General features: G+C 40.6%; 23 protein-coding genes. 13 read left to right on the top strand and 10 right to left on the bottom strand.

Annotated features, from left to right (window positions below; genetic code table 11):
- The first annotated feature begins 65 nt into the window (after positions 1–65).
- A complete protein-coding gene (locus V3595_RS21155) occupies positions 66–1,433 on the top strand; it encodes an FAD-binding oxidoreductase (RefSeq protein WP_485909325.1) in 1,368 nt (455 codons plus the stop codon).
- Positions 1,434–1,727: 294 nt separating this feature from the next.
- Here V3595_RS21155 and ald read toward each other — a convergent pair whose 3' ends face one another.
- The 6 genes from ald to V3595_RS21125 form a co-directional block, all read right to left on the bottom strand.
- The gene (ald, locus tag V3595_RS21150; RefSeq protein ID WP_053533925.1) at positions 1,728–2,861 is read right to left on the bottom strand and encodes an alanine dehydrogenase; all 1,134 of its coding nucleotides are present in this window, start codon (positions 2,859–2,861) and stop codon (positions 1,728–1,730) included.
- A gap of 170 nt (positions 2,862–3,031) precedes the next feature.
- The gene (locus V3595_RS21145) at positions 3,032–3,853 is read right to left on the bottom strand and encodes an EcsC family protein (protein ID WP_485909323.1); all 822 of its coding nucleotides are present in this window, start codon (positions 3,851–3,853) and stop codon (positions 3,032–3,034) included.
- A gap of 49 nt (positions 3,854–3,902) precedes the next feature.
- Positions 3,903–5,159: a PucR family transcriptional regulator gene (locus V3595_RS21140; RefSeq protein ID WP_241663382.1), complete on the bottom strand. Its 1,257-nt coding sequence runs from the start codon at positions 5,157–5,159 to the stop codon at positions 3,903–3,905.
- Between the two features lie 129 nt (positions 5,160–5,288).
- Positions 5,289–6,287, bottom strand: a complete 999-nt coding sequence (locus tag V3595_RS21135; RefSeq protein WP_048689777.1) for an inorganic phosphate transporter — start codon at positions 6,285–6,287, stop codon at positions 5,289–5,291.
- A gap of 15 nt (positions 6,288–6,302) precedes the next feature.
- A complete protein-coding gene (locus tag V3595_RS21130; RefSeq protein ID WP_350301535.1) occupies positions 6,303–6,923 on the bottom strand; it encodes a DUF47 domain-containing protein in 621 nt (206 codons plus the stop codon).
- 238 nt (positions 6,924–7,161) lie between these two features.
- Positions 7,162–8,160: an anion permease gene (locus tag V3595_RS21125; protein WP_485909320.1), complete on the bottom strand. Its 999-nt coding sequence runs from the start codon at positions 8,158–8,160 to the stop codon at positions 7,162–7,164.
- Between the two features lie 384 nt (positions 8,161–8,544).
- Between V3595_RS21125 and V3595_RS21120 the strand changes: the two genes are divergently transcribed.
- Both V3595_RS21120 and V3595_RS21115 read left to right on the top strand, forming a co-directional pair.
- Positions 8,545–9,375, top strand: coding sequence for an aldo/keto reductase (locus tag V3595_RS21120; RefSeq protein ID WP_350301537.1), 831 nt, complete (start codon positions 8,545–8,547; stop codon positions 9,373–9,375).
- 476 nt (positions 9,376–9,851) lie between these two features.
- On the top strand, positions 9,852–10,106 hold the full coding sequence (locus V3595_RS21115; RefSeq protein WP_170946860.1) for a GlsB/YeaQ/YmgE family stress response membrane protein: 255 nt from the start codon (positions 9,852–9,854) through the stop codon (positions 10,104–10,106).
- 345 nt (positions 10,107–10,451) lie between these two features.
- Here the strand turns inward: V3595_RS21115 and V3595_RS21110 are convergent, their stop codons facing one another.
- Entirely contained in the window at positions 10,452–11,363 is a 912-nt protein-coding gene (locus V3595_RS21110; protein ID WP_485909318.1) for an RluA family pseudouridine synthase, read from the bottom strand.
- A 232-nt stretch (positions 11,364–11,595) separates the two neighbouring features.
- On the opposite strand from V3595_RS21110, the gene V3595_RS21105 reads away from it, so the two are divergent.
- Positions 11,596–12,015, top strand: a complete 420-nt coding sequence (locus tag V3595_RS21105; RefSeq protein WP_485909316.1) for a DUF5365 family protein — start codon at positions 11,596–11,598, stop codon at positions 12,013–12,015.
- A gap of 68 nt (positions 12,016–12,083) precedes the next feature.
- On the opposite strand, the gene V3595_RS21100 is transcribed toward V3595_RS21105, so the two are convergent.
- Both V3595_RS21100 and V3595_RS21095 read right to left on the bottom strand, forming a co-directional pair.
- Positions 12,084–12,554 (bottom strand): thioredoxin family protein, encoded by a 471-nt coding sequence (locus V3595_RS21100; protein WP_485909314.1) that lies wholly within the window; start codon positions 12,552–12,554, stop codon positions 12,084–12,086.
- Positions 12,554–12,991 carry a disulfide oxidoreductase gene (locus tag V3595_RS21095; RefSeq protein WP_485909312.1) on the bottom strand — a complete coding sequence of 146 codons (438 nt, stop codon included), beginning with the start codon at positions 12,989–12,991 and terminating at the stop codon, positions 12,554–12,556. Before V3595_RS21095 ends, V3595_RS21100 begins: the two co-directional genes overlap by 1 nt.
- A 190-nt stretch (positions 12,992–13,181) precedes the next feature.
- On the opposite strand from V3595_RS21095, the gene V3595_RS21090 reads away from it, so the two are divergent.
- The 3 genes from V3595_RS21090 to V3595_RS21080 all read left to right on the top strand — a co-directional run bounded on the left by V3595_RS21090 (position 13,182) and on the right by V3595_RS21080 (position 17,300).
- Positions 13,182–14,729, top strand: a complete 1,548-nt coding sequence (locus V3595_RS21090) for a GNAT family N-acetyltransferase (RefSeq protein ID WP_350301542.1) — start codon at positions 13,182–13,184, stop codon at positions 14,727–14,729.
- A 156-nt stretch (positions 14,730–14,885) separates the two neighbouring features.
- On the top strand, positions 14,886–16,616 hold the full coding sequence (locus tag V3595_RS21085) for a phospho-sugar mutase (RefSeq protein WP_485909310.1): 1,731 nt from the start codon (positions 14,886–14,888) through the stop codon (positions 16,614–16,616).
- Between the two features lie 156 nt (positions 16,617–16,772).
- Positions 16,773–17,300 (top strand): NADPH-dependent FMN reductase, encoded by a 528-nt coding sequence (locus tag V3595_RS21080; RefSeq protein WP_485909308.1) that lies wholly within the window; start codon positions 16,773–16,775, stop codon positions 17,298–17,300.
- Between the two features lie 129 nt (positions 17,301–17,429).
- Here V3595_RS21080 and V3595_RS21075 read toward each other — a convergent pair whose 3' ends face one another.
- The gene (locus V3595_RS21075) at positions 17,430–17,672 is read right to left on the bottom strand and encodes a YhdB family protein (protein WP_048689737.1); all 243 of its coding nucleotides are present in this window, start codon (positions 17,670–17,672) and stop codon (positions 17,430–17,432) included.
- Positions 17,673–17,804: 132 nt separating this feature from the next.
- Between V3595_RS21075 and V3595_RS21070 the strand changes: the two genes are divergently transcribed.
- From V3595_RS21070 to V3595_RS21045, 6 genes are all read left to right on the top strand, one after another.
- A complete protein-coding gene (locus tag V3595_RS21070) occupies positions 17,805–18,773 on the top strand; it encodes a M14 family zinc carboxypeptidase (protein WP_485909306.1) in 969 nt (322 codons plus the stop codon).
- Between the two features lie 49 nt (positions 18,774–18,822).
- Positions 18,823–19,143, top strand: a complete 321-nt coding sequence (locus V3595_RS21065; protein WP_485909304.1) for a DUF3889 domain-containing protein — start codon at positions 18,823–18,825, stop codon at positions 19,141–19,143.
- Between the two features lie 239 nt (positions 19,144–19,382).
- A complete protein-coding gene (locus V3595_RS21060; protein WP_101224318.1) occupies positions 19,383–20,264 on the top strand; it encodes a radical SAM/SPASM domain-containing protein in 882 nt (293 codons plus the stop codon).
- A 511-nt stretch (positions 20,265–20,775) separates the two neighbouring features.
- The gene (locus tag V3595_RS21055; RefSeq protein WP_485909302.1) at positions 20,776–21,618 is read left to right on the top strand and encodes a MurR/RpiR family transcriptional regulator; all 843 of its coding nucleotides are present in this window, start codon (positions 20,776–20,778) and stop codon (positions 21,616–21,618) included.
- A 69-nt stretch (positions 21,619–21,687) separates the two neighbouring features.
- Positions 21,688–22,836, top strand: a complete 1,149-nt coding sequence (locus V3595_RS21050; protein WP_485909393.1) for a M20 peptidase aminoacylase family protein — start codon at positions 21,688–21,690, stop codon at positions 22,834–22,836.
- On the top strand, positions 22,829–23,623 hold the full coding sequence (locus V3595_RS21045) for a GNAT family N-acetyltransferase (RefSeq protein WP_402901688.1): 795 nt from the start codon (positions 22,829–22,831) through the stop codon (positions 23,621–23,623). Before V3595_RS21050 ends, V3595_RS21045 begins: the two co-directional genes overlap by 8 nt.
- Positions 23,624–23,633: the final 10 nt, after the last annotated feature.

Genomic DNA, 23,633 nt, shown 5'->3' with positions numbered 1-23,633 from the left:
TTAGCGGGCAATCTCGTCCGTTTGCCATTTTCAGAATGTTTGGTGAAAAAAGAGGAGGCTGCATAATGAATGGTTATATAGAAGAATTAAGGAAGATTCTGACGGAAGAACAGGTAACGGTGAATGAAACATTATTGGAGCAGCACAGCCATGATGAATCATATCACACTCCGCACCTACCGGATATGGTCATATATCCAAGAGATACTGCGGAAGTAAGCGCAGTCATGCGTTATGCGAATGAGCATGAAATACCGGTCATTCCTTTTGGATTAGGTTCAAGTTTGGAGGGGCATGTCGTTCCAGTCAAAGGGGGCATTTCCTTGGATTTGTCCTTGATGAATCGAATATTGGAAATCAGGGAAAATGATTTCCTTGTGAAGGTCCAACCAGGTGTGACTAGGACGCAGCTCAATAAAGAATTAAAAAAATACGGTTTGTTCTTTTCCGTCGACCCTGGTGCCGATGCTACATTGGGAGGGATGGCAGCTACGAATGCAAGTGGGACGACCTCGGTCAAATATGGGATAATGCGCGATCAAGTCAGGGATTTGGAAATAGTTTTAGCAAACGGTGAAGTGATTCATTCCGGAAGCTTAGCGACAAAATCATCTTCAGGCATCCATTTGAATGGCTTGTTTGTCGGCTCTGAAGGTACGCTGGGTGTATTTACTGAACTGACATTAAAGGTGTATGGCATTCCTGAAGTCACAATGGCCGGGAGAGCCTCATTTCCAACCGTCGAACAGGCAGTATCTGCGGTTAATGGGATCATGCTTGCTGGTATTCCGATTGCACGAATTGAATTGGTTGATGCCGAGTCCATAAAAAAAGTTAATCAATTCATGGACAAATCCTATGAAGTCAAACCAACTTTATTCCTCGAGTTTCATGGGAATTTTGCCGGACTGGAACAGGACGTCAAATTTGCCAAGGAAATCGTAAGTGATTTTGGCTGTGGGGATATCCAGTTTGAAACTGATTCAAAAGCACGGAATGCCTTATGGGAAGCGCGCCATAATCTCGCGTACGCATTCATTCACAGCGCCCCGGGGAAGAAGCTTATGGTGACCGACGTTAGTGTGCCCCTTCATGAATTATCGAATGCCATACTGGATACAAGGAAGAAAGTCGAACAATCCAAAGTGGAGGGGGCGGTTGTAGGACATGTAGGTGACGGGAATTATCACGTATTGTTCATGATCGATCTGAAAAATCCTGAAGAAGTTAAAGAAGCGAAGAGGTTAAATGAAGAAATCGTCGAATATGCATTAACCAGAGGCGGTACATGTACGGGTGAACATGGGGTTGGCCTTGGAAAATCGAAGTATCAGCGAAGGGAGCATGGAGGAGCTTACGAAGTGATGAAAACGATCAAACAGGCATTGGATCCGAAAGGAATAATGAATCCTGGGAAGATCTTTATAGATTAAGAGGAATATTCTATTTTGTTAGATTAATAACATCAACCGGGGAAAGGGCAGACTTGATTATGTAGTGGCAGATGTTTTATATTCGGAAAAATCGCCCGTCCGAGCAGATAATTCAACCTAACTCTACATAATTCGACCGTTGTGCAAGTTAATCCGACCTAACCCCGGTTAATTCGACCGTTGTGTGAGATAATCCGGCCTGATCCACATAACGTATGAAGACATACAGCTTCATCGAGGTTCTCGTCCAAAAAAAATAAGACTCCAGACAAGATTCTGGAGTCTTATTTTTTATTAAGCGTTAATGTTATTTGGGTTTAAGGCGTTTTCAACACTTACGTAGTTGTAGCCAAGGTCTGTGGCAACTGCTTCGAACGTGATTTCACCGTTCGCAACATTGACGCCTTTTGCAAGGGCATCATTTTCAAGGATTGCTTTGATGGCGCCTTTGTTTGCAATTTGAAGTGCAAATGGTACTGTTACATTAGTTAAAGCAACTGTAGAAGTTTGAGGCACTGCTCCTGGCATATTCGCCACTGCATAATGCACTACTCCATGTTTAACATAAGTAGGGTTATCATGTGTTGTTATGTGGTCGACCGTTTCAAAGATACCGCCTTGGTCGATTGCAACATCGACAATGACTGAACCTGGAGACATCGATTTAACCATTTCTTCAGTAACGAGCTTAGGAGCTTTAGCACCTGGAATCAATACAGCACCGATAACCAAATCGGCATCTTTGACTGCTTCTGCAATATTATAAGGGTTGGAAATGAGTGTAGTCAGTTCATTTCCGAAAATATCATCAAGTTGACGAAGGCGGTCTGGGCTTAAGTCAAGAATGGTAACATCTGCGCCTAATCCAATAGCGATTTTAGCAGCATTCGTTCCAACCATGCCTCCGCCGATAACAGCGACTTTACCGCGTTTAACTCCAGGAACTCCGCTTAAGAGTATTCCTTTACCACCGTTATTTTTTTCAAGGAACTGAGCACCGATTTGTGCAGCCATGCGTCCTGCAACTTCACTCATTGGTGTCAATAAAGGAAGTGTGCGGTTTACTGCAACCGTTTCATAAGCAATGGCCAAGACACCGCTTTCTTTTAGTGCCTGAGCTAGTGCCGGTTCTGCCGCAAGATGTAAATAAGTGAAAAGGATTAAATCTTTTCGGAAATATTTATATTCAGATGAGATAGGTTCTTTTACTTTCATGATCATTTCTGTGCTTGCCCAAACGCTAGCAGCGTCCTCGACTATAACAGCACCAGCTTCTTGATATGCTTCATTTGTAAAACTGCTTCCTAGACCTGCGTTCATTTCGATTAATACTTCATGTCCTGCATTGACTAATGCTACGACCCCAGCTGGAGTGATAGCTACACGATTTTCATTGTTTTTAATCTCTTTTGGAATTCCTATTCTCATCTTAATCCCTCCAATAATATGTTTTACTATTTGTATCACAAGTATAGTTGGAAAAAGAAACAGTTAGTATGTGGAAATCAGAAAAATGAAAAAGGTGTATTTGTGGAATTCCACAAACGCAGTTTCAAAAAACATGGATTTGCAGGATCAAAACCCAATTAAAGCTGAATTCAATTCTTTGCAATTGGTTCTTGAATGCGTTCTAGAATCCTTCTTTTCTTATAAAGCATGATTCCCGTATCGGCTATATCGGCAATCATGGAACGATTTGTAAGGGCGCCAAATATTATTCCGGCAACAGGAACCATTTGCAAAAGCTTTTTCCAGCCAAACTGATCACGGTATGTATAAACGACTTCTCGCCATCCTTGCAGTTCTGATGCTATTTCCCTTTTTGATTGGGAATCAGTCTGGGTCATTTTCGACAATTCATTTAATAGAGCCTTTTTGCCGACTATATCCGATGTTGTGAATTGCAGGCATTTGACGATGAATATACGTTCTTGGCGGTCCATAGGATTGAAGCCATATGTGATGGCGATATCCTGAAGGGTTTTGATCGACATGCCGAGAAGAAGGGGGATGTCGATGGCCAAGGTGAAGATTCCGCCAATCCCGGTAGTGGCACCTTGAACCGTTGCCAATTTGCTGCCTGAATTTTTAATATCCTGACTCACGCTATCCATGATATGGAGGGGTATGCTTGAAACATCTTCCAGGGCAGTAATATTCAACTCGGGATTCTTGGCTTGCAGCTGATTTAGAATATGAGCTTCTTTCGTTAAATATTTTCCGCCATTCTGAATGTAGCTGCCGATTTCATCAAGCATGACACCCAATTTTTTCTGAATGAAATCCGGTGTCAACTTATCCAATAGCTTGAAGGGGATCCGCCCTATACGTTCCCAAAACCATAGTCCTTTCTGATCCTTCTCCCATTTATCTATGATTGCTAATTCTTTTTCAAGTTCTTCTTTTGTTTCAAATTTCATAAGATCAACCTTTCCACACTTCTAGTATTCCATATCAGGGAATATATCATTAATTTTTCTTGAAGAATTCATCATATTGATTAAGTTTAATGTTAAGAAAGAGGGACATTTTTTGAATCGGGTCTTTTAACCGGATATTTCCCACTTCCGAGATCCTTTTTAATCGGTAATTCAATGTATTCACATGGATATGAAGGTTTCTTGAAGCTTCGTTTGGGTTGCAGTCTTTCTCAAGATAGACAGTTAGTGTTTGCAGCAATTCCGTCTGATTTTTCATGTCGTATGCTTTTAGCTTAAGAATGGAAGGATGAACACGACGCTGTTTGTTGCTTGCGAGTGATTCAATCATTTGAAACATGCCAAGTTCTTCATAATGTAAAATGAGTTTCATGTCATCAGGGAATATATTCTTCATTTTTAGGGTGTATTGAGCTTCTTCGTAACTTGATTTAACGTCCATTAAGTTTTTATACATATTGCCAGCCGTTCCAAGGATATGCTCAACACCGAAACGCCGTTTCATCTCCAGAATGAAAAAAGGAATGAACTCATAAATGGATGAAGTGAAAGAAGGGCTGTTTTCCTGGTTGGCTCCCGCGAAAAGAATAAGTTTGTTATGGTCAATGGCAAATAAGGAACTGTTTATCTTTTGAGTGGTCGTTAACATGTATGAAATGTAGCGCTCCACTTCGCGATTGATTTCTTTAGGAAATTCAAATACCAATATGGAAAAAACAACTGGAACATGGATGGAGAATTTCTTATAATTTTCAATTATTTCCGATTCTTCTTGGTAATGCCCGGTCAACATGCGCCAAAGGAACTCTTGATGACCGGCTTCTTTCCTTTTCTTTTTCAATTGCAATTGCTGTAACTGGTTCTTCGCTTCCTTGGCAGCGAATTGCAGAAATTTCATATCTTCTTCGGAGAAAGGTTCATTTACTTCCAAAGCCCAAATGAAACCAAGTACTTCATTATTTTTTCGGATGGAAACCGCAACCCTGTTACCGAGCCCGACATCATTGATGGCCCCAATTTTAATGGGGGCATCTTCTTTCAACAACGCGGGGATGAAGCCATCTTTCCATAAACTGTTGATGACCTTCTCAGGGACACGTCTTCCGATTATGGTCATGATACGAGCCTGATCCGTAGTATCATCGTGTGTGCTATAAGCAAGTAAGCGGTGGTTACCGTCCTCGATTGTAATGGGGCACCCTAAAACAGAACTGATTCTATCGGCAAACTCCATCATATCTCCATAAAGGTCTTTAAAAATATCTCTATTTTTTTCGAATTCCTTCATTTTTATTTTGCCCCTCGCTAAAAAAAATTCCTTCTCCTTGAATTTTAAACGATTTCCTATTAATAAGCATAGATAAATCCTTTGTAAAACAGAAAATCCCTACCGATGGAAACCGGAAGGGATTTTATTTTAGAATAGGAAGTTAATTAAAAGATAAATCAAACCAGCTAATGTTGCCGAGATGGGAATGGTAATGAACCAAGTGATGATCATTCTTTTTGCCGTTCCCCATTTTACGCCCTTGACACGATGCGCAGATCCAACACCAAGGATTGAAGACGAAATAACATGGGTTGTACTGACTGGCATGTGTATTACAGTCGCGCCGAAAATGATAAAGGCTCCGGTTAAATCTGCTGCAACACCATTGACCGGGCGGATTTTCATGATTTTGCCGCCAACGGTCTTAATGATTTTCCATCCGCCGACGGAAGTTCCAAGTCCCATTGCGAGCGCACAGGAGAACTGGACCCAGAAGGCGATATCGGTACTTGATGCATAACCATTTGCAATAAGGGCCATCGTGATGATACCCATCGCTTTTTGTGCGTCGTTCGTTCCGTGGGTATACGATTGAAGTGCTGCAGTAGCAATCTGTATAGTCCGGAATCTTTGGTTTGTTTTTGTCAGGTTATTGTTTTTAAAGACAACTTTAAAGATGCTGTATACGATAAACCCGATTGCAAAAGCAATTAGCGGGGAGAAGATCAAAGCTTGAAGAATTTTCATGAATCCTCCCCAGTTAATTCCAGCGAATCCTGCTGCAGCAATGGCTGCACCAGCAATCGAACCAATCAATGCATGGGAGGAACTGCTTGGTATTCCGTAATACCACGTTAGAAGGTTCCATATGATAGCGGCAAGTAGAGCAGCCATAATTACATATGAACCATTCGGAAGCGTGAACGGATCCACGATATCCTTCGTTATGGTCTTCGCCACTCCAGTAAATGTCATGGCTCCGACGAAATTCATGACGGCTGCCATGATGATGGCATGCCTAGGCTTCAAGGCCTTTGTTGAAACAGCAGTCGCTATTGCATTGGCTGTATCATGAAAACCATTGATGAAGTCAAATGCTAAAGCAAAGAAAACGATTAATATTGTTATAATTAATAAAGTATCCATTTATTGGGGTACTCCTTAGGCGTTTTTCATTATGATTGTTTCAAGTGTATTGGCCACCGCTTGACAGTGATCTGCGATCTCTTCAAGGCTTTCGTAAATTTCTTTATATTGAATGATCCTGATTGGATCTTTTTCAACAGTAAACAAGTTTTTGATTGATTGACGTTGAATTCCGTCACAAACGGATTCAAGATCCTTAATTTTTATTGCATGTTCACGAATCATTGGCAATTTTTTAGTGGATAGTGTATCGACAGCATTTTCAATCTCATACGTACACTGTTTGATTGCATCCACAAACTTAAGCATATACTCATCTGCATTGACAATTGAGTACATTTCGAATAATGCCGCACAGTGTTCCAAACCGTCTATGACATCATCCATTCTCATGGTTAATTCAAGGATATCCTCCCGTTCGATAGGAGTGATGAAAGCATTGTTCAGCTCTTTGATCACATTATGAACCATTGAATCGCCTTTATGCTCAAAGTCTTTCATCGTATCTGAAAATACTTTGAGATCGGAGATGTTCTTGAGTTTATAATCCGCGAAATAGTCAGCACCTTCTTTAAGGTTTTGAGCGATGTTAAAAAGCATTACAGCGAATTTGTCTTTTTTTGATTTAAAAGCCATGTTAAAGCCTCCCAATTAGTCATGCAAATTTACGCACTTTAGTCGTACGCTTAGTATTAACAAATTGATTGTAACGAATTCATGTAGTATCCGTGAAGGTTTTTCGACGAAAATTTACAAAATCTTAATAAAACTTTACATAAAAAAACAAGGAAAATTAAAAAAAGGGAAAAACCTTGCATTTATAAGGGGGATTTGTAAAAAAAAAAGCCTTTCCGATATGGAAAGGCAAAAGGTTCTATAAAAATAAAGTAATCAAATAGTAAATTATTCCAGATAAGGAAGCAGAAATTGGCAATGTAATGAACCAAGTGACCAACATGTTTTTTGCGGTTCCCCATTTTACCCCTTTGATGCGGTGTGCAGAACCGACCCCAAGTATTGAAGAAGAAATGACATGAGTCGTGCTGACCGGCATATGCAGGAAGGTTGCACCGAAAATGATGGCTGCTCCAGTCATATCGGCAGCAACGCCATTAACCGGACGGATTTTCATGATTTTACCGCCAACGGTTTTGATGATCTTCCAACCTCCGATAGATGTACCAAGCGCCATGGCAATTGCGCAGGATAATTGTACCCAGAAAGGAACCTCAGAGGTAGAGGCATATCCGTTAGCGATCAAAGCCATCGTGATGATACCCATGGATTTTTGAGCATCATTCGTTCCATGTGTATAAGACTGGATGGCAGCCGTGAGAATTTGTATTCTCCTGAATCGCTTATTGGTTTTTCCTAAATTATTATTTTTGAATACTACCTTGAAGATACTGTATACAATGAATCCAAGCGTAAAGGCAAGGATGGGAGATAGAATCAATGCTTGTACAATTTTAGTGAATCCACTCCATTTAATCGCATCGAATCCACTAGCCACGATGGCAGCTCCCGCTATTGAACCAATGATCGCATGGGAGGAACTGCTTGGAATGCCAAAATACCAGGTGATTAAATTCCATATTATGGCCGAAATTAGTGCAGCAAGGATTACATAAGAACCATTGTTCAATGTGAAAGGATTTACGATATCCTTCGTAATGGTATGCGCAACACCGGTAAAGGTCAGTGCTCCTAATAAATTCATGACCGCAGCCATGATGATTGCATGACGTGGTTTAAGCGCCTTGGTTGATACTGCTGTAGCGATGGCGTTAGCCGTATCATGGAAACCATTGATAAAGTCAAAGACCAAAGCAAAAATAATAATTAGCACTGTTAAGATGAGTATGCTATTCATACATGGAGGACTCCCTTGATTTCAAGTGTAAAGTGTATATGGATTTTGGCCAATGAATGGGCGCAAAACAGTTTGCAACTCCTCAATATTTAGAATGGGAGTTTTACGTTTGATTATTCTTTAAAAGCTGACACCTTCTTTTTTACTTGGTTTTAAGTCGAACTATTCAATTGTAACGAATTTCATATCTATAAGGATAGATGTTTCGTCATTTTTTTACAAAATATTTAACTTAGTGAATGATTAAAAAATAAAATGTTTCCTTTTTTATATATAAATGGGTGCGTTTCGTTTAAGGAACTCTATAAATCCCGAGGCTTATGGTTAGAAATAGAAGGTGGAGGGATGTATAATTGGAAAATAAAAGTAAGGGGGAATGATGGAATGATTTCAAACATTGGGGAAACGATCACCTTACATAATGGAGTTAAAATGCCACAGTTGGGTTTTGGTGTATTTAAAGTGAAAAACGGCAATGAAACGGTTGAGTCTGTCAAGAAAGCGATCGAAGTTGGATATCGTGCGATCGATACGGCGGCCATTTATGAAAATGAAGAAGGTGTTGGTCAGGCGATTCGTGAATGCGGCGTGCCTCGTGAAGAATTGTTCATTACATCTAAAGTGTGGAATACAGAGCAAGGATACGAAACGACGCTCCAGGCATTTGATGATAGTTTAAATCGCCTTGGCTTGGAATACTTGGATTTATACTTGATCCACTGGCCGGGAAAAGATAAATATCTGGAAACCTGGAGGGCTTTGGAAAAGCTTTATAAGGATGGAAAGGTAAAATCAATCGGTGTAAGTAATTTCCATGTTCATCATTTGGAAAATTTACTTGCAAACAGTGAAGTGAAGCCGGTCGTCAATCAAATTGAATTGCATCCACTTTTGACTCAAGTCGAAATTCGTGATTACTGTGCAAAACATGAAATAAAGGTTGAATCTTGGAGCCCGCTAGGCAGAGGGAACCTATTGGAAGAGCCGACAATTAATCATATAGCGAAGAAGCATGGGAAAAGTTCAGCGCAAGTGTTGATTAGATGGCATCTACAACATGATCTAGTTGTAATACCTAAATCGATTACGCCGTCCCGTATCGAGGAAAATGCACAGGTATTTGACTTTTCATTAAGCCTGAATGAAATGAATCAAATAGATGCCTTGAACAAAAATGAACGGTTCGGCAGCAATCCCGATGAACTTTTGTTCTAAAAAGAATGCTGCAAATAATAGAAGGGTGTCCCGATAATTGGGGCATCCTTTTTCTTTTTCCTTTATGAACATATTTGAGACAGTTACTGCTTATACTAACAATGTGACAAAGTTAAAGCCTATGGTATACCCGTTTAATATGTCTGATAATCCTGTTTTCGTTGCCAAATATTTTTTAAAAAAATTAGGTTTTAGATTATTTAAACGGGGAAAATAATGAGTACAGCGGCAAACAAAAAGAAAAAATTCACTAACATGAGGATTGTCCAATCAGTTACTCAAGGGCTATAGCTAGCTAACTCTACCCAATAACTAAAGCATTCACATTCATTAGATATCGTGCTAATCGGCATCATACCATTTGAATGTAAAAGTTAAAATAACTGAAAAATGGCATGACAATATGGAAGTGATTTGATTTCTTGGAGTCTGCTGCAGAAATGAAAAAATAACTAATTTGAAGGAGGAAATATATTATGGGATTTTTATGGTCATTAATTATCGGAGGTATCATTGGTTGGTTAGCAGGTATGATCGTTGGACGTGACGTACCATTTGGAATTATCGGTAACATTATCGCTGGTTTTGTTGGTGCATGGTTAGGTTCTTTAATTCTTGGGAACTGGGGACCTTCAGTAGCAGATTTCGCTATAATTCCAGCATTGATTGGTGCAATCGTATTTGTCTTCATCTTAAGCCTTATCTTAAAAGGCATGAGAAAAGCTTCATAAATAAAAAAAATAAAGCTGGCCCAAGTGGCCAGCTATTTTTTATGCTACCGTCCGAAATGGAACGGTGTTTCAGACTGTAGACATACTCGATGAAAATCGAGTTTGTCTACATTTTTTTTTTGCTTGTACAAATTTGGACGTTGATTTCCACTTCAGGCACTCGCTTTCCGCGGGCGGTCCGGGAGCCTCCTCGGCGCACTTGCGCCTGTGGGGTCTCCCTTGGACTCGCTATTCCCGCAGGAGTCTCGCACACCCGCTCCAATCAACTATGTTTAAAAATTTAGATAGAACCCCCTTTTGTCTACAAACTGGAACACCGTCCGAAATGGAACGGTGTTTTTTTGTTTAAATGGTGACATCGAATATTTCAGGTTCATCAATGAAAGGAGCTTCAACGATCATTTTTTCTTCTGAAATGGGATGGATGAATTCAATTTTCCTTGCATGAAGGGCTTGACGTGGAAATGTCCTTTTTCCGCCATATAAGGCATCTCCGGCCAATGGGTGGTTCAAATGACTGAAATGCACCCTGATCTGATGGGTTCGGCCGCTTTCCAGGGTGCAGCTGACGAGCGTCAAGTTTTTCTTGGTATCGCGGTTGAGCACCCGATAGTGGGTGATTGCCGTCTGGCCTGTAGGGGAAACCCTTCTTCTCGTGGCATGGTGGCGGTCGCGGCCAATTTTTTCTTTGATTTCGCCTTCATCCTTTTTAATGTTTCCTTCGACTAAAGCTAGGTAAGTCCGCTTGATTTCCCTTTCTTCCAACATTCTATCCAGCATGGACCCAATGAGGCGGTGTTTGGCAAAAAGGACGGCACCGGTGGTATCTTTATCAAGCCTATGAATATGCTTGATAATACAGGTCTGGCCGGTACTTTGAAGATGGTGCGCGACACCATTGAGGAGGGAGTGTGCTTCACCCGGCTGAGAAGGATGGGTATCCATTCCAGCCGGTTTATTGGCTATCAACAACACATCATCTTCATATAAGACGGAAATTCCTAAGTCTGCAGCTTGTACTGTTTCATTTTCAGCGTGATCCAATAAGGGAATGCTTATCGTATCTCCTTCATTAAGGATAGTTGACCATGTGACGGAATTCCCGTTCACTGTCACTTCTTTACTCATCCTCCATTCATGCACTAATTTCTTTGGGGCCTTCCAACGCTCCCTAAAAAGCTTTTCCAATGTTAATCCATTCCAACTTTGGAGAACATCAATTATTAAATGTTGGTTAGTTATTCTGAAATTTTCCAATAAAAACTCCTACTTTCGACTGCTTTGGTTTTGATTAAATGAAAAAAATATATAATAATTAAGAATTAGTCATGAAAAAGTAACCTTGGACCTATTGCTGAAATTTTCGTGGTGGAAATTACCACATATTTTTTACAATATTTATGTTATTCTAGTGGGAAAGAAATCGCTTGTCCTAGAATATACATATAATAGATAGGTCTAACGGATCTGAAAAAAGGTGGTTTTTTTAGTGAAGACGGTCTTTTCTTCAACGGAAGAACAAGAGCAAGAAATAGCGAGTCTCGTTTCTCGTTTCTACGAATCTGTATTTCCAAAATACTTTACGGAAAGTGAAATTCTTCATTTTCGCGAGATTGGCGTTTTAGAGCCCAATCAAAGTTCTGTTACTTACTTGGCAACATTAAGAGACGCATTTCAAGTAATGACATGTCTTCAAGTCCTTATGTCTATATTAGACAAACAAAAGAGAGAAGATTTTATAGTGATGGAACCTGAATCTGAAGAATTGTTCCAACATAACATCACTCTATTGAATGAATGCGGAATATTCTTCCCCTTTTATTATGACCATTTTTCAAGTATAAACCATGAAGCGAATAATGAGATGCAGATGATGGACATCCAGGTGGCGAATCAATATTTAGTATAAGGCAAAAAAAATGAGCCGGCTATAACGGGAGAAGCATTTCCGTTAGGGCCGGCTCATTTTTTCCATCCTTAATTAATATCGTGGTCCTTGAACCATTTCTCGAACGTTTCCTCATCATTATAGCCAACGATCCGTTCTTGTTCTTTGCCATTATTATAGTGAACGATGGTCGGAGTCTTTTTGATGCCATAATCGCTCCATCCTTGTTCAAACTCCAAAAGATTGTATTGAACTAGATCGATTCCCAGCTTTTCTGCCAAAGGAGCCACGATTGGCGTGGTTTTTTGACAATGCGGGCACTCAGGACTATAGAAGTAAACGGTCACATCTTCATTATCCTGGAGGTCCTGCTCCAATTCTTCCGGCAGGATCAAGTTTTGATAATTGGGGTCATCCAGCTGATCGACAGTAGCGGGTTTAAGCTTATCCTTACCGTACGGATTTCCTTTTGATTTTTCTTCTTTTTTCAAGTTTGTAAAAACGCCCATCAGGACAAATATCGCTACGATTATCACTAAAAATATAGCCATTTTCTTCATTAAGCTGCAACCTCCTTGGATCTTGTCCATATGATGTAACTGCATATGAAAATAATGATGAATGCAGTCAAGGCTAGGAACGGGATGGTGATGAAACCAAATACGTTTATATATTGACCTGTACATGGAACCCTTCCGCATGCAAGGGTGTGGTCAGAAAAGAATGAAACCTTTTGTATCAAGTAATGGTACGTGGAAATGAATACACCGATAGCGGATAATATCATCGTATAAAAGCTGATCCAATAATCTTTTCGAATGATTGCAATTCCTAATATGATCGTAAAAGGATACATGATGATCCGCTGATACCAACAGAGCACACAAGGTTCATATTGCTTGATTTCAGAAAAATATAAGCTTCCAAACATAGCAATGATGGAAGCAGCCCAGGCTACAAATAATAAATTTTCCACATTGCGTTTTGTATTGTTCATGGTTCCTCTTCCCCATCTCTTTTTACTCTCATGAAAAGTATAGTATGTAAGGACCGCGTATGTAAAATATATATTCTTTTAACGGACATTCAGAATGTTTTTATTTGAAATCCATGGGTAGGTTCAGTTGTTTTAATTTTTGAATAAGGGGTATAATTCTTATGGAAGAGATTAAAGGAGTCTGAGGAAAATGCCTAATTTGGACCTGCATAAATATGAAAAAATAATGGAAATACGTAATATGAGGCTAGGAGACATAGATGAAATAATTGCTTTGCAGTCGAGTTGCTTTCCTGGAATGGTTCCCTGGAAGCGAGATCAGCTTGAGAGCCATCTGGCAATTTTTCCAGAGGGGCAGTTTGTGGCTGAATATGATGGAAAAGTGATTGGCTCATGTTCCAGCCTCATTATTAATTTTGACGAATATGATGACCGCCATACATGGGATGATGTAACCGATAATGGATACATCACGAATCATAATCCGGACGGTTATAATTTATATGGAATCGAGGTCATGGTCCATCCTGAATTCCGCAGGATGAAAATTGGCCAAAGACTGTATGATTCAAGGAAAGAACTTGTTGCCCATTTGAATTTAAAAAGCATCATTATCGGGGGAAGGATCCCCAATTACCATAAACATGCGGATGAACTGTTACCAAGGGAATACGTGAAAGAAGTGCAATTGCATAAAATATATGATCCGGTTCTTTCGTTCCAGCTTTTAAATGGGTTCACGCTTATGAGGATCAATCCGAATTACTTGCCGGATGATCTGCAATCGAATAAGTATGCTACGCTCATGGAGTGGAATAACGTCGATTATCAGCCAAAAACAAAACGGTATTATAAAACATCGGAACCGGTACGTATCTGCGTCGTGCAATACATGCTGCGTAAAATCGATTCATTCGAAGATTTCGCTAACCAAGTCGAATATTTCACCGATGTTGCTTCGGATGCTAATGCGGACTTCGCCGTGTTCCCGGAATTGTTCACCACCCAGCTGATGTCTTTCTTGAATGAAAGATCACCAAGCTTGGCTGTCCGGAAACTGTCGGATTTTACGGAGCAGTACATTGAATTGTTTACAACTTTAGCTGTAAGGTATAACGTCAATATCATCGGCGGTTCCCATTTCGTTAAAGAAGATGATGACAATATCTATAATATCGCTTATTTATTCCGTCGTGATGGGACGATTGAAAAACAATATAAAATTCATATCACACCGAATGAAAGAAAATGGTGGGGTATTAACGCAGGTGACCGCGTTCGTGTCTTTGATACGGATTGTGGAAAAATCGCCATACAAATTTGTTATGATATTGAGTTTCCGGAACTCGCCCGGATTGCTACTGACATGGGAGCCAAAATCATATTCACTCCATTTTGTACAGAAGACAGGCAAGGCTATCTGCGAGTTCGTTATTGTGCCCAGGCCCGTGCTGTGGAAAACCAAATTTACACCGTCATTTCCGGAACGGTCGGAAATCTTCCGCAAACGGAAAATATGGATATCCAATATGCCCAATCGGGAATCTTCTCTCCATCGGATTTCGAATTTGCGCGTGACGGCATAGTCGGGGAAACCAGCCCGAACCTTGAGATGGTCCTGATTGGCGATGTCGATTTGGAAATCTTAAGGCGGGAGCGTCAGTCTGGTACTGTAAAGCAATTGAAGGATCGCCGCCATGATATTTACCACCTGCATTACAAAGATGGCCAAAAATAAAGAGGTAAACGAGCTCGTGATGTGAAGAATGCTGGATTAGGTTCTTTTCATTACGAGCCTTTACTTCATTTATTGGAATAAATGTGATAATTTTGTATATGTAAGGCAGATACATAATAATTACAAATATGAGGCGTTTGGGAGGAGATGTTGGAGATGGATTGGAAATCTTTATACACCACTTGGGCAGGGTACCAGAATTTAAATGGGGAATTACGTGTCCTCCTTGAGGAAATGCAGCGGGATGAAGCACAACTCGAAGATGCCTTTTATAAGAATTTAGAGTTTGGAACAGGCGGAATGCGCGGGGAAATCGGAGCGGGAACGAACCGGATGAATCTTTATACTGTAAGGAAGGCTACGGTTGGGTTGGCTCAATATATCTCTTCGTTTGGGGAAGAAGCGAAAGGAAGAGGGGCTGTGATTGCTTATGATTCAAGACATAAGTCCCCGGAATTTGCACTTGAAGCAGCTAAGACCTTGGCAACATTTGGGGTGAAGGCTTATTTATTCGATGAATTGCGTCCAACTCCAGAATTGTCATTTGCGGTTCGCGAGCTGAATGCTTTTGCTGGAATCGTCATCACGGCAAGCCACAATCCGCCTGAATATAATGGTTACAAGGTTTATGGGTCAGATGGGGCACAATTGCCACCGGAAGCGGCGGATCAAGTTATCAGTTACGTGAATGCCATTGAAAACGAGCTTGAAATTCAGGTTGAAGAAGCTGAAGTCCTTAAAGGGCAGGGCCTCATCGAAATGGTTGGGGAGGAAGTGGATGCAGCGTATAATCGCGCGTTGCTTACAGTCCCCGAGAACCCGCAGCTTGCCGAGGAAATAGATGTCTCAATCGTCTTTACGCCGCTTCATGGAACGGCTAATAAATCCGTCAGGCGGGCACTGCAAAGCTTAGGGTATCAAAATTTGCATATCGTTAAGGAGCAGGAATTGCCAGATCCGGATTTTTCGACAGTTCAGTCTCCAAATCCGGAGGAACCAGCTGCATTTGAAATGGCCATCGAGCTTGGTAACAAGGTGGAAGCGGACCTATTGATAGCAACGGACCCAGATGCCGACCGGCTTGGAATTGCCGTGAGAGACGAGATGGGCCAATATGTTGTCTTGACTGGAAATCAAACAGGTGCCCTTTTCCTGGATTATTTACTGTCCCAGAAAAAAGAAAAAGGGAAGATTCCCCAAAATGGAGTCGTCTTAAAAACGATCGTCACTTCAGAAATCGGGCGGACGATTGCCGAGTCATATGGCTTGAAGACGGTTGATGTACTTACCGGGTTTAAGTTCATCGCCGAGAAAATAAATCAGTATCATGAAAGCGGTGAAAGCAGCTTTTTGTTCGGATATGAAGAAAGCTACGGTTATCTGATTAAAGACTTTGCACGTGATAAGGATGCCATTCAAGCTGCAGTGCTTGCTGTCGAGGTCTGTGCCCATTATAAAAAGCAGGGATTGACCCTATATGAAGGGTTGCTGAATGTGTTTGAAAAGTACGGCTTTTACTTGGAAGGTTTGCGTTCATTGACTTTAAAGGGCATTGAGGGAGCGAAACAGATTCAAGGAATATTGAATCAATTCCGTCAAAATCCTCCTTCCCGAATAGCTGGCATTCCGGTAGTCGTTGAAGAGGATTACCAAAGCAGCAAGAAGCGTACATTACTTTCAAATGGTGAAGAATTGATCGAGCTTCCGAAATCAAATGTATTGAAGTATTTCCTTGAGGATGGTACATGGGTTTGCCTGCGTCCTTCAGGCACTGAACCGAAAATTAAATTCTATTTCGGTGTCCAAGGTAAATCAATGCAAGAAGCTGAGTCCAAGTTATCGGGAGTCATGGAAGATTTCATGAGCAAGATTGAAGCATTGGTTTAAATGTATGAAAGCTAAACGAAAGACTTCTTCGGTCTTTCGTTTTTTTGATTTTTAGTTGCATGAAAAATCAAAATTCTAGGAAATTCCGTTTCGGTTTTGGTATACTGTATTGGCGACTGATCTCGGAAAACATCGGGAATAATGGAGGTTTAATTCATGAAATTAGTAATCATTAATGGTTCACCACGTAAACAAGGGCGTACGGGGATTGCCTCACGCTACATATCCAAGAAATACGGAGCGGAACTTATTGATTTAAGCAATAACGAAATCCCTTTATATTCAGGTGAAGGTGAGCAATATCAATTGGAAGTGATTCAAGGTCTTCGGAAAAGCATCGAGGAAGCTGATGGCGTAATTCTGACAACTCCGGAATATCATGGTTCCATGAGCGGAGCCTTGAAAAATGCCTTGGATTTTCTAAGCAGTGAACAATTCACGCATAAACCAGTAGCTCTATTGGCTGTCTCTGGCGGAGGAAAAGGCGGAATCAATGCCTTAAATTCCATGAGGACAGTGGGTCGAAGCCTTTATGCAAATGTGATCGCCAAACAATTGGTTCTGGATCCGCATTGCTTCGATTACGAAAATGATGGTTTATTTGAAGAATCTGCAGTACTTGTAGAAGGTATGATTGAAGAGCTTAAAATGTATGCAACGGCATATGCTGCAATCAAAAAATGATGAAATGAGGGTCAGGTATTAATACCTGACCCTTCCTTGTTTTTATAGGGTTTCACCAGCCAAAGTTATATCCCCGAAAATTAATCCTCTTGTATAATTTTTCCCGTTTTGCAAAAACTATAGTTGATTTTAGCTTGGAAGTTCACTTAAATAATCACTTGTTTTTTCTGCCGCATGATCCAGATAACGAAGCAGTGCATACAGCTGGGATTGAACGATTTGATAATCATGCTCAAACCTGTAAGCGTGCAAAAAATGTTCTATTTTTTTTGAAAGAAAGTGATCTTTCGTTCGAACCATCAATACTAACAAGCTGTCCCAATCAGAACGGTGTGTGTGAAACAATGCCTGATCATAATCAGCAATCCTCATGTTCTTCTCCCCCTTATTAAGGAGCTATTTGTATTTTGTTCAGATATGACAGAACATTTCCTTACAATAAGTGGCGATGTATTTGGACCGCGGTTGTTGCTTTTTACCTGAATAAAAATAAAAGGTGAGTAAATGAGAAAAATAATGGTAATTGGAATACTGGTGCTTCTTTTTTTCCCTGAACCATCTTTGGCGGCAGAAGTGTATTCCCCTGAACAGATGGAAATGGATCTGCAAGGAATCCAAAAGCAGTATGAATTGGACGTTCAAATAATCGGACAAACTGAAAAGGGAAAAAATATAAAGGCAGTCAGGTTAGGAAAAGGAAAAAGATCGATTTTGCTGGTGGGATCACATCATGGGCGGGAATGGCTCAGCTCCAAACTTTTAATTAGCATGCTTGAAGAATATGCAGCCGCCTATCGAGCGGGCAAACCTGTTGGAGAATATCGGACGGAATCATTGGATGAGGTGAGCATCTGGTTCATCCCGATGTTGAATCCAGATGGCGTCAGCATCCAGCAAGGAGATTTATCCAACTTAAATGTTCTTGAAAAGGCTGCGGTATGGAAGATGAACCGATATAGCAGGAATTGGTCCCGGTGGAAAGCCAACGCTAAAGGCATTGATTTAAATAGGCAGTATCCGGCTGGATGGAAAGAAGTCATGAGTCATGAAACAAAACCGACTTATCAATTTTATAAGGGCCGACAACCACTTGAAGCAGCTGAAGTAATAGCGCTTACGGATTTCACGAAGGAGATCGATCCCCTTATTGCCGTTTCCTATCATACCTCAGGAAGGGAAATCTTTTGGCATTACAATAATAAACGGAAAAATATGGCGAGGGATTATGGCATTGCCAAAAAGACTGCCGAATTGACTGGATATGAACTGACCTTTCCGGAAAAAGAAGCGGTAGGAAGCGGATATACCGATTGGTTCATAACTGAATTCCGCCGCCCGGGAATGACGATTGAACTTAGTTATTTAGTGGATGAAACCAATCCGCCATTGACTGTGTTTCCTGAGGAGTGGGAGAGGAATCGATTAGTTGGAATCATGCTTGTAAAAGAAGCGAAGCAGCTGGATAACAACTGAACAATTTTACATAATAATACTAATTGGAAAGTATGAGGAGGAAAAGATTTTGAAAAAAGTCATCGTGATGCTAATGGGGATTTTTTTGATTATGCAAGCAGGGGCCATTTCAGCACAAGCCCAAAAACCCGATTACGAAAAATACGGAAAGATTGCGATTACAGTTGTGCAGGCAGATTATCCTGAAGTTGAGATTACCGATTACGAATATAAGGGCAGAAAAACAGTAGCGAAAAATCTAGTCGAAGACGATTTCAGATTTTTGGTCGAGAATAAAGGTCAGGAGTTCAATGTCATCGTGACTGTACAACATGATTTAAAAAATGAAAAATTACTTAGTTTGAAGGTCACAGAACAAAAAGGAAAGTGAGATCGGAACAAACGGAAAACTTAAGGGATGCATAACAGAACATCTTCATCTCGAGAAGATGTTTTTTTCTGATTTCGTTTAAAGGTTGTCCGGAAAATGGTGGATATCGGATTAGCTGCTAATGGGGAATGATGCCAGCCGTTCAGCTTCCATGAAGTTTTCATTGCATTTATGAGCAGCTAACAAGTATAGTTAGTATCAGATTGAAACAATAAGCTTGATTGTAGGGGTATTAGAAAATGAGAAAGTTTAAGAAAGTTTATGTGGAAATTACGAATATATGTAATTTGAAGTGTAATTTTTGTCCTAGCTCCAGCTTGCAAAGGACCCTGAAATTCATGGATCCTGAAGGGTTTACGGATGTAATCAAGAAAATCAAACCACACACCGATCATATTTATTTTCATCTGATGGGTGAACCGTTTTTAAATAAAAATTTGGGTACATTCCTGGATATCAGTGCTGAAAATGACCTGAAGGTTAATATTACAACGAACGGTACTTTGATTCAAAAGGTCAAAGACAAGCTGCTCTCCAAAAAAGCCCTTCGGCAGGTGAATATTTCACTTCATAGCTTTGAGGCAAACGATACGAGCAATAGTCTTGACTCTTATGTCAGTAATATTGCCGATTTCATAAATGAAGCAAATGAAAAAAGTGAAGTGATTTGTGCCATTCGTTTATGGAATATGGATACGGATGAATTAAAAGCGAGTAATGGCCTGAACGACGATATTCTAAGCATGCTTGAGGAGAAACTTTCATTGGATATTCGCTTAAGTGAAGCTCTTCAGCAAAAGAATAATATAAAGTTGAGGGACCGGGTTTATATAAACATGGCCGAAAAATTCGAGTGGCCGGAATTGGACCGTGACATTATCGATGAAAATATTTTCTGCTATGCCCTTAGAGATCAATTAGGCATTTTGGTGGATGGTACAGTCGTACCTTGTTGCTTGGATAGTGAAGGCAAAATACCGCTGGGAAATATATTCGAAACATCACTTGAAGACATTTTAAATGGTGAACGGGCGAAAAATATGTATGACGGTTTTTCAAGAAGATGTGCAGTTGAAGAATTATGCAAACGATGCGGCTATGCAAAGCGTCATAAAAAATAAATGAAGGAAAACCACGGAGTCCATCTTCGTGGTTTCAGACTGTAGGCAAACTCGATGAAAACTCAGTTTGCCTGCAGTTTTTTATTTAAACAGTTCAGTTGATTTCAGAAATCCGCTCCCTTTCTTTTGTGGACGTTGATTTAAAATCCCTTTCCGCCGACTGTCTTGGGCCGTTGACGCAGTTTATCGACCTAAACCACACCGTATTCGACCGTTGAGGCACAGTATTCGACCTACCCCGCACTGTATTCGGCCGTTCACGACTTTTTTTCGACCTTCACCTCACTATTCGGACTCTGAACCCCATTTTGCCGCCAAACTGAAACACAGAGTCCATCTCCGTGGTTTTTTTTGTGCTTGAAGCATTCCTTCTTTTTTATTAAAAATTCAGAATATTATTGTTTTATTAAAAGTCCCGTGATAAAATACTCTCTATTATTGTTGAAGTGAAAACTTCATATTGTCATATAAAAAGTTTTGGATTCATATCTTGTTTCAGAGGGGATGTTTTATGGATTTACAGCAAAAAGTTAAAGAAGTATTCCCTGGTTTATCTACTGGTCAAAAAAAGGTAGCAAAATACTTGTTAGTGCATTCACATACATTTGCAGTCACTTCAGCTCAAAAGCTCGGAAAGGATATTGGGGTGAGTGAAACGACCATCATCCGCTTTTGCTATTCATTAGGGTTAAGTGGATATGCTGAGCTTCAAAAGCTTATTCGCAATCAGTTGATATACGAGAGCAGCAGTTTGAATGAATATCATTCTTCAAAACTTGAAGCCGCGAGTCAGCCAAACTTCATGGCTCAAGTGATGGGGCAGGATATCATCAGCATCGAAAAGACAATGAAAAATTTATCAAATGAAGATTTCTCCAAAACAGTCGATAAATTGGCGGCAGCTGACAATGTTTTGATATCCGGACACCGTTTATCATTTTCGGCAGCACATTGGTTAACCTTTACACTTAGGCTTGTTAGGGAAGAGGTTCATTTATATCGGCCTGATACTGATGATATATTTTTACTTTTGAATAAAATGACTGAAAATTCCGTTTTTGTAGCCATTTCATTTCACCGCTATGTTAAAGAGACTGTGAAAATAACGGAAATGGCCAAAAAAGCGGGTGCATTTGTAATTGGGATTACGGATTCCGAACTGGCTCCGATTGCTGAATACACTGACATTTTACTGCCCATTTCAACACCAAGGACTTCCACGATCGATACGGCACCGGTGTTATTCTCCTTATTGAATAGTTTAGTAGCCGGTGTATCGATTAAAGACGAACAGGGTTTCAAAGAAAGAAAAGCTATATATGATGCGTTCAATCAAGACGATTATTTCTTTTGAGATAAAACTTCCACCAGTTTGGTGAACAAGCCGATTAAACCGGGATACAAGGGGGAGACAGAAATGGATATCACAAAATCTATCGAAAAATTAAGGCCGCGTATACTCGATATTTTTGACCATTTACACGCAAATCCTGAAACGAGTTGGAATGAAGTGAATACGACAGCTTTCATTTCAAATATTTTAACGGAGAATCAGTGTACGGTGAAAACATTCGAAGACTGTACAGGAGTGATTGGGGAAATCGGGGATGGGAATTTCACGGTCGGGTTACGATCGGATATCGATGCACTTTGGCAGGAGGTGCATGGGACGTTTCAAGCCAATCATTCCTGTGGACACGATGGTCATATGACCTTGGCACTTGGAGTATTTCTGGTATTGAAGGAAATGGACTTTCGTCCTAGTGGGAAGCTGAAATTCATTTTTCAACCTGCTGAAGAAAAAGGTACGGGTGCCTTGAAGATGATTGAAGAAAAGGTATTGGATGATGTCGATTTCCTATATGGAGTGCACTTAAGACCGGTTGAGGAAGTTAAGGATGGGCAAGCGGCGCCTGCCATTGTCCATGGAGCCGCTCAGTTCATTAAAGGTGAAATAGCGGGAACTGATGCGCATGGAGCCAGACCGCATCAAGGGCAAAATGCCATCGAGATTGGAGCGGCATTCATCACTTTGTTAAATGGAATCCATCTCAATCCGTCCATCCCTTATTCCGTAAAAATGACGCAGTTTTTTGCTGGCGGCGAAAGTTCCAATATCATCCCGGGGAGAGCCACTTTTTCATTGGATTTACGGGCACAGGATAATGCAGTGATGGAAGAGCTCACCAAAAAGGTGGAAAAGGTTGCAGAGTCTTTGGCCATTGTCCATGGAGTCGAAGTGAAACTCGAACCGGGAACCTGTGTTGCTGCAGCAACCGTGAACGATCAAGCCCAGGAAATAATGTCTGAAGCGATAACCGATACACTCGGGGAAGAAAATCTGGTAGCGCCTGTCATTACAACCGGAGGAGAGGATTTTCATTTTTATACGTTGAAAAGACCTGAACTCAAAGCGACGATGCTTGGATTGGGCTGTGATTTGGCACCAGGGCTCCATCATCCGAACATGACGTTCAACAAAGATGCTTTGTTATCGGGAATTGAAATCCTGGCCAAAGCCACCATACTGACTTTCGAGAAATATGGAGATGGGGGCCACTTACATGACTGATGAATTAATCATTAAATCCCTATCCACACTTGAGGATTTACAAGAAGTGCAGCGACTGGAAGCCCTCGTATGGGGTATGGATTGCGTTCCCATTCATCAGACGATTACGGCAGTCAAAAACGGCGGGCTTGTTTTAGGCGGCTATATCAATGGCCAGTTAGTCGGGTTTCAATACAGTTTCCCGGGATTCAATGACGGAAGGGTATATCTTTGTTCACATATGTTAGCCATCCATCCGGACCATCAAAAGATGGGCTACGGCAGATTACTTAAACTTGCACAAAAAGAAGAAGCACTCAAAAAAGGCTACGACTTGATCACATGGACGTATGATCCATTGGAAAGTGTGAATGCAAACTTGAATATCGGTAAGCTAAAAGCTGTTTGCTCTACATATATGGAAGATTGTTATGGAAATATGAAGGATACCCTCAATGAAGGACTGTCCACTGATCGATTCATGGTGGAATGGAATATACGGCAGGAAGCAAAGGAAGAGACTCGGCTTCCTGATAAAGCCATACACATCGTAACCACAGCAATGAATGACCAAGGCTTTCCTTACATCAAGGATTATCATTTCGAAACCAATGCCGAGGTGATCGCTATACCCATTCCGACAGATATTCAACAAATCAAAAAAGCTGATCTTCGCCTTGCGATTGATTGGCGGTTAAAAACCGGTGAATTATTCAAAGCTCTTTTTGCCAAAGGATATGTTGCAGCCGGGATCGAACGGGAACAAGGTGAAAACATTCAAAACTATTTATTAAAAAAACAAGAATAAGAGGGGAATC

Source organism: Bacillus sp. CFBP9009 (genome assembly GCF_036541465.1).
Taxonomy (GTDB): domain Bacteria; phylum Bacillota; class Bacilli; order Bacillales; family DSM-1321; genus Peribacillus.
The sequence above is the reverse complement of the archived record's forward strand: the minus strand, read 5'-3'. Positions and strand labels throughout refer to the sequence as shown.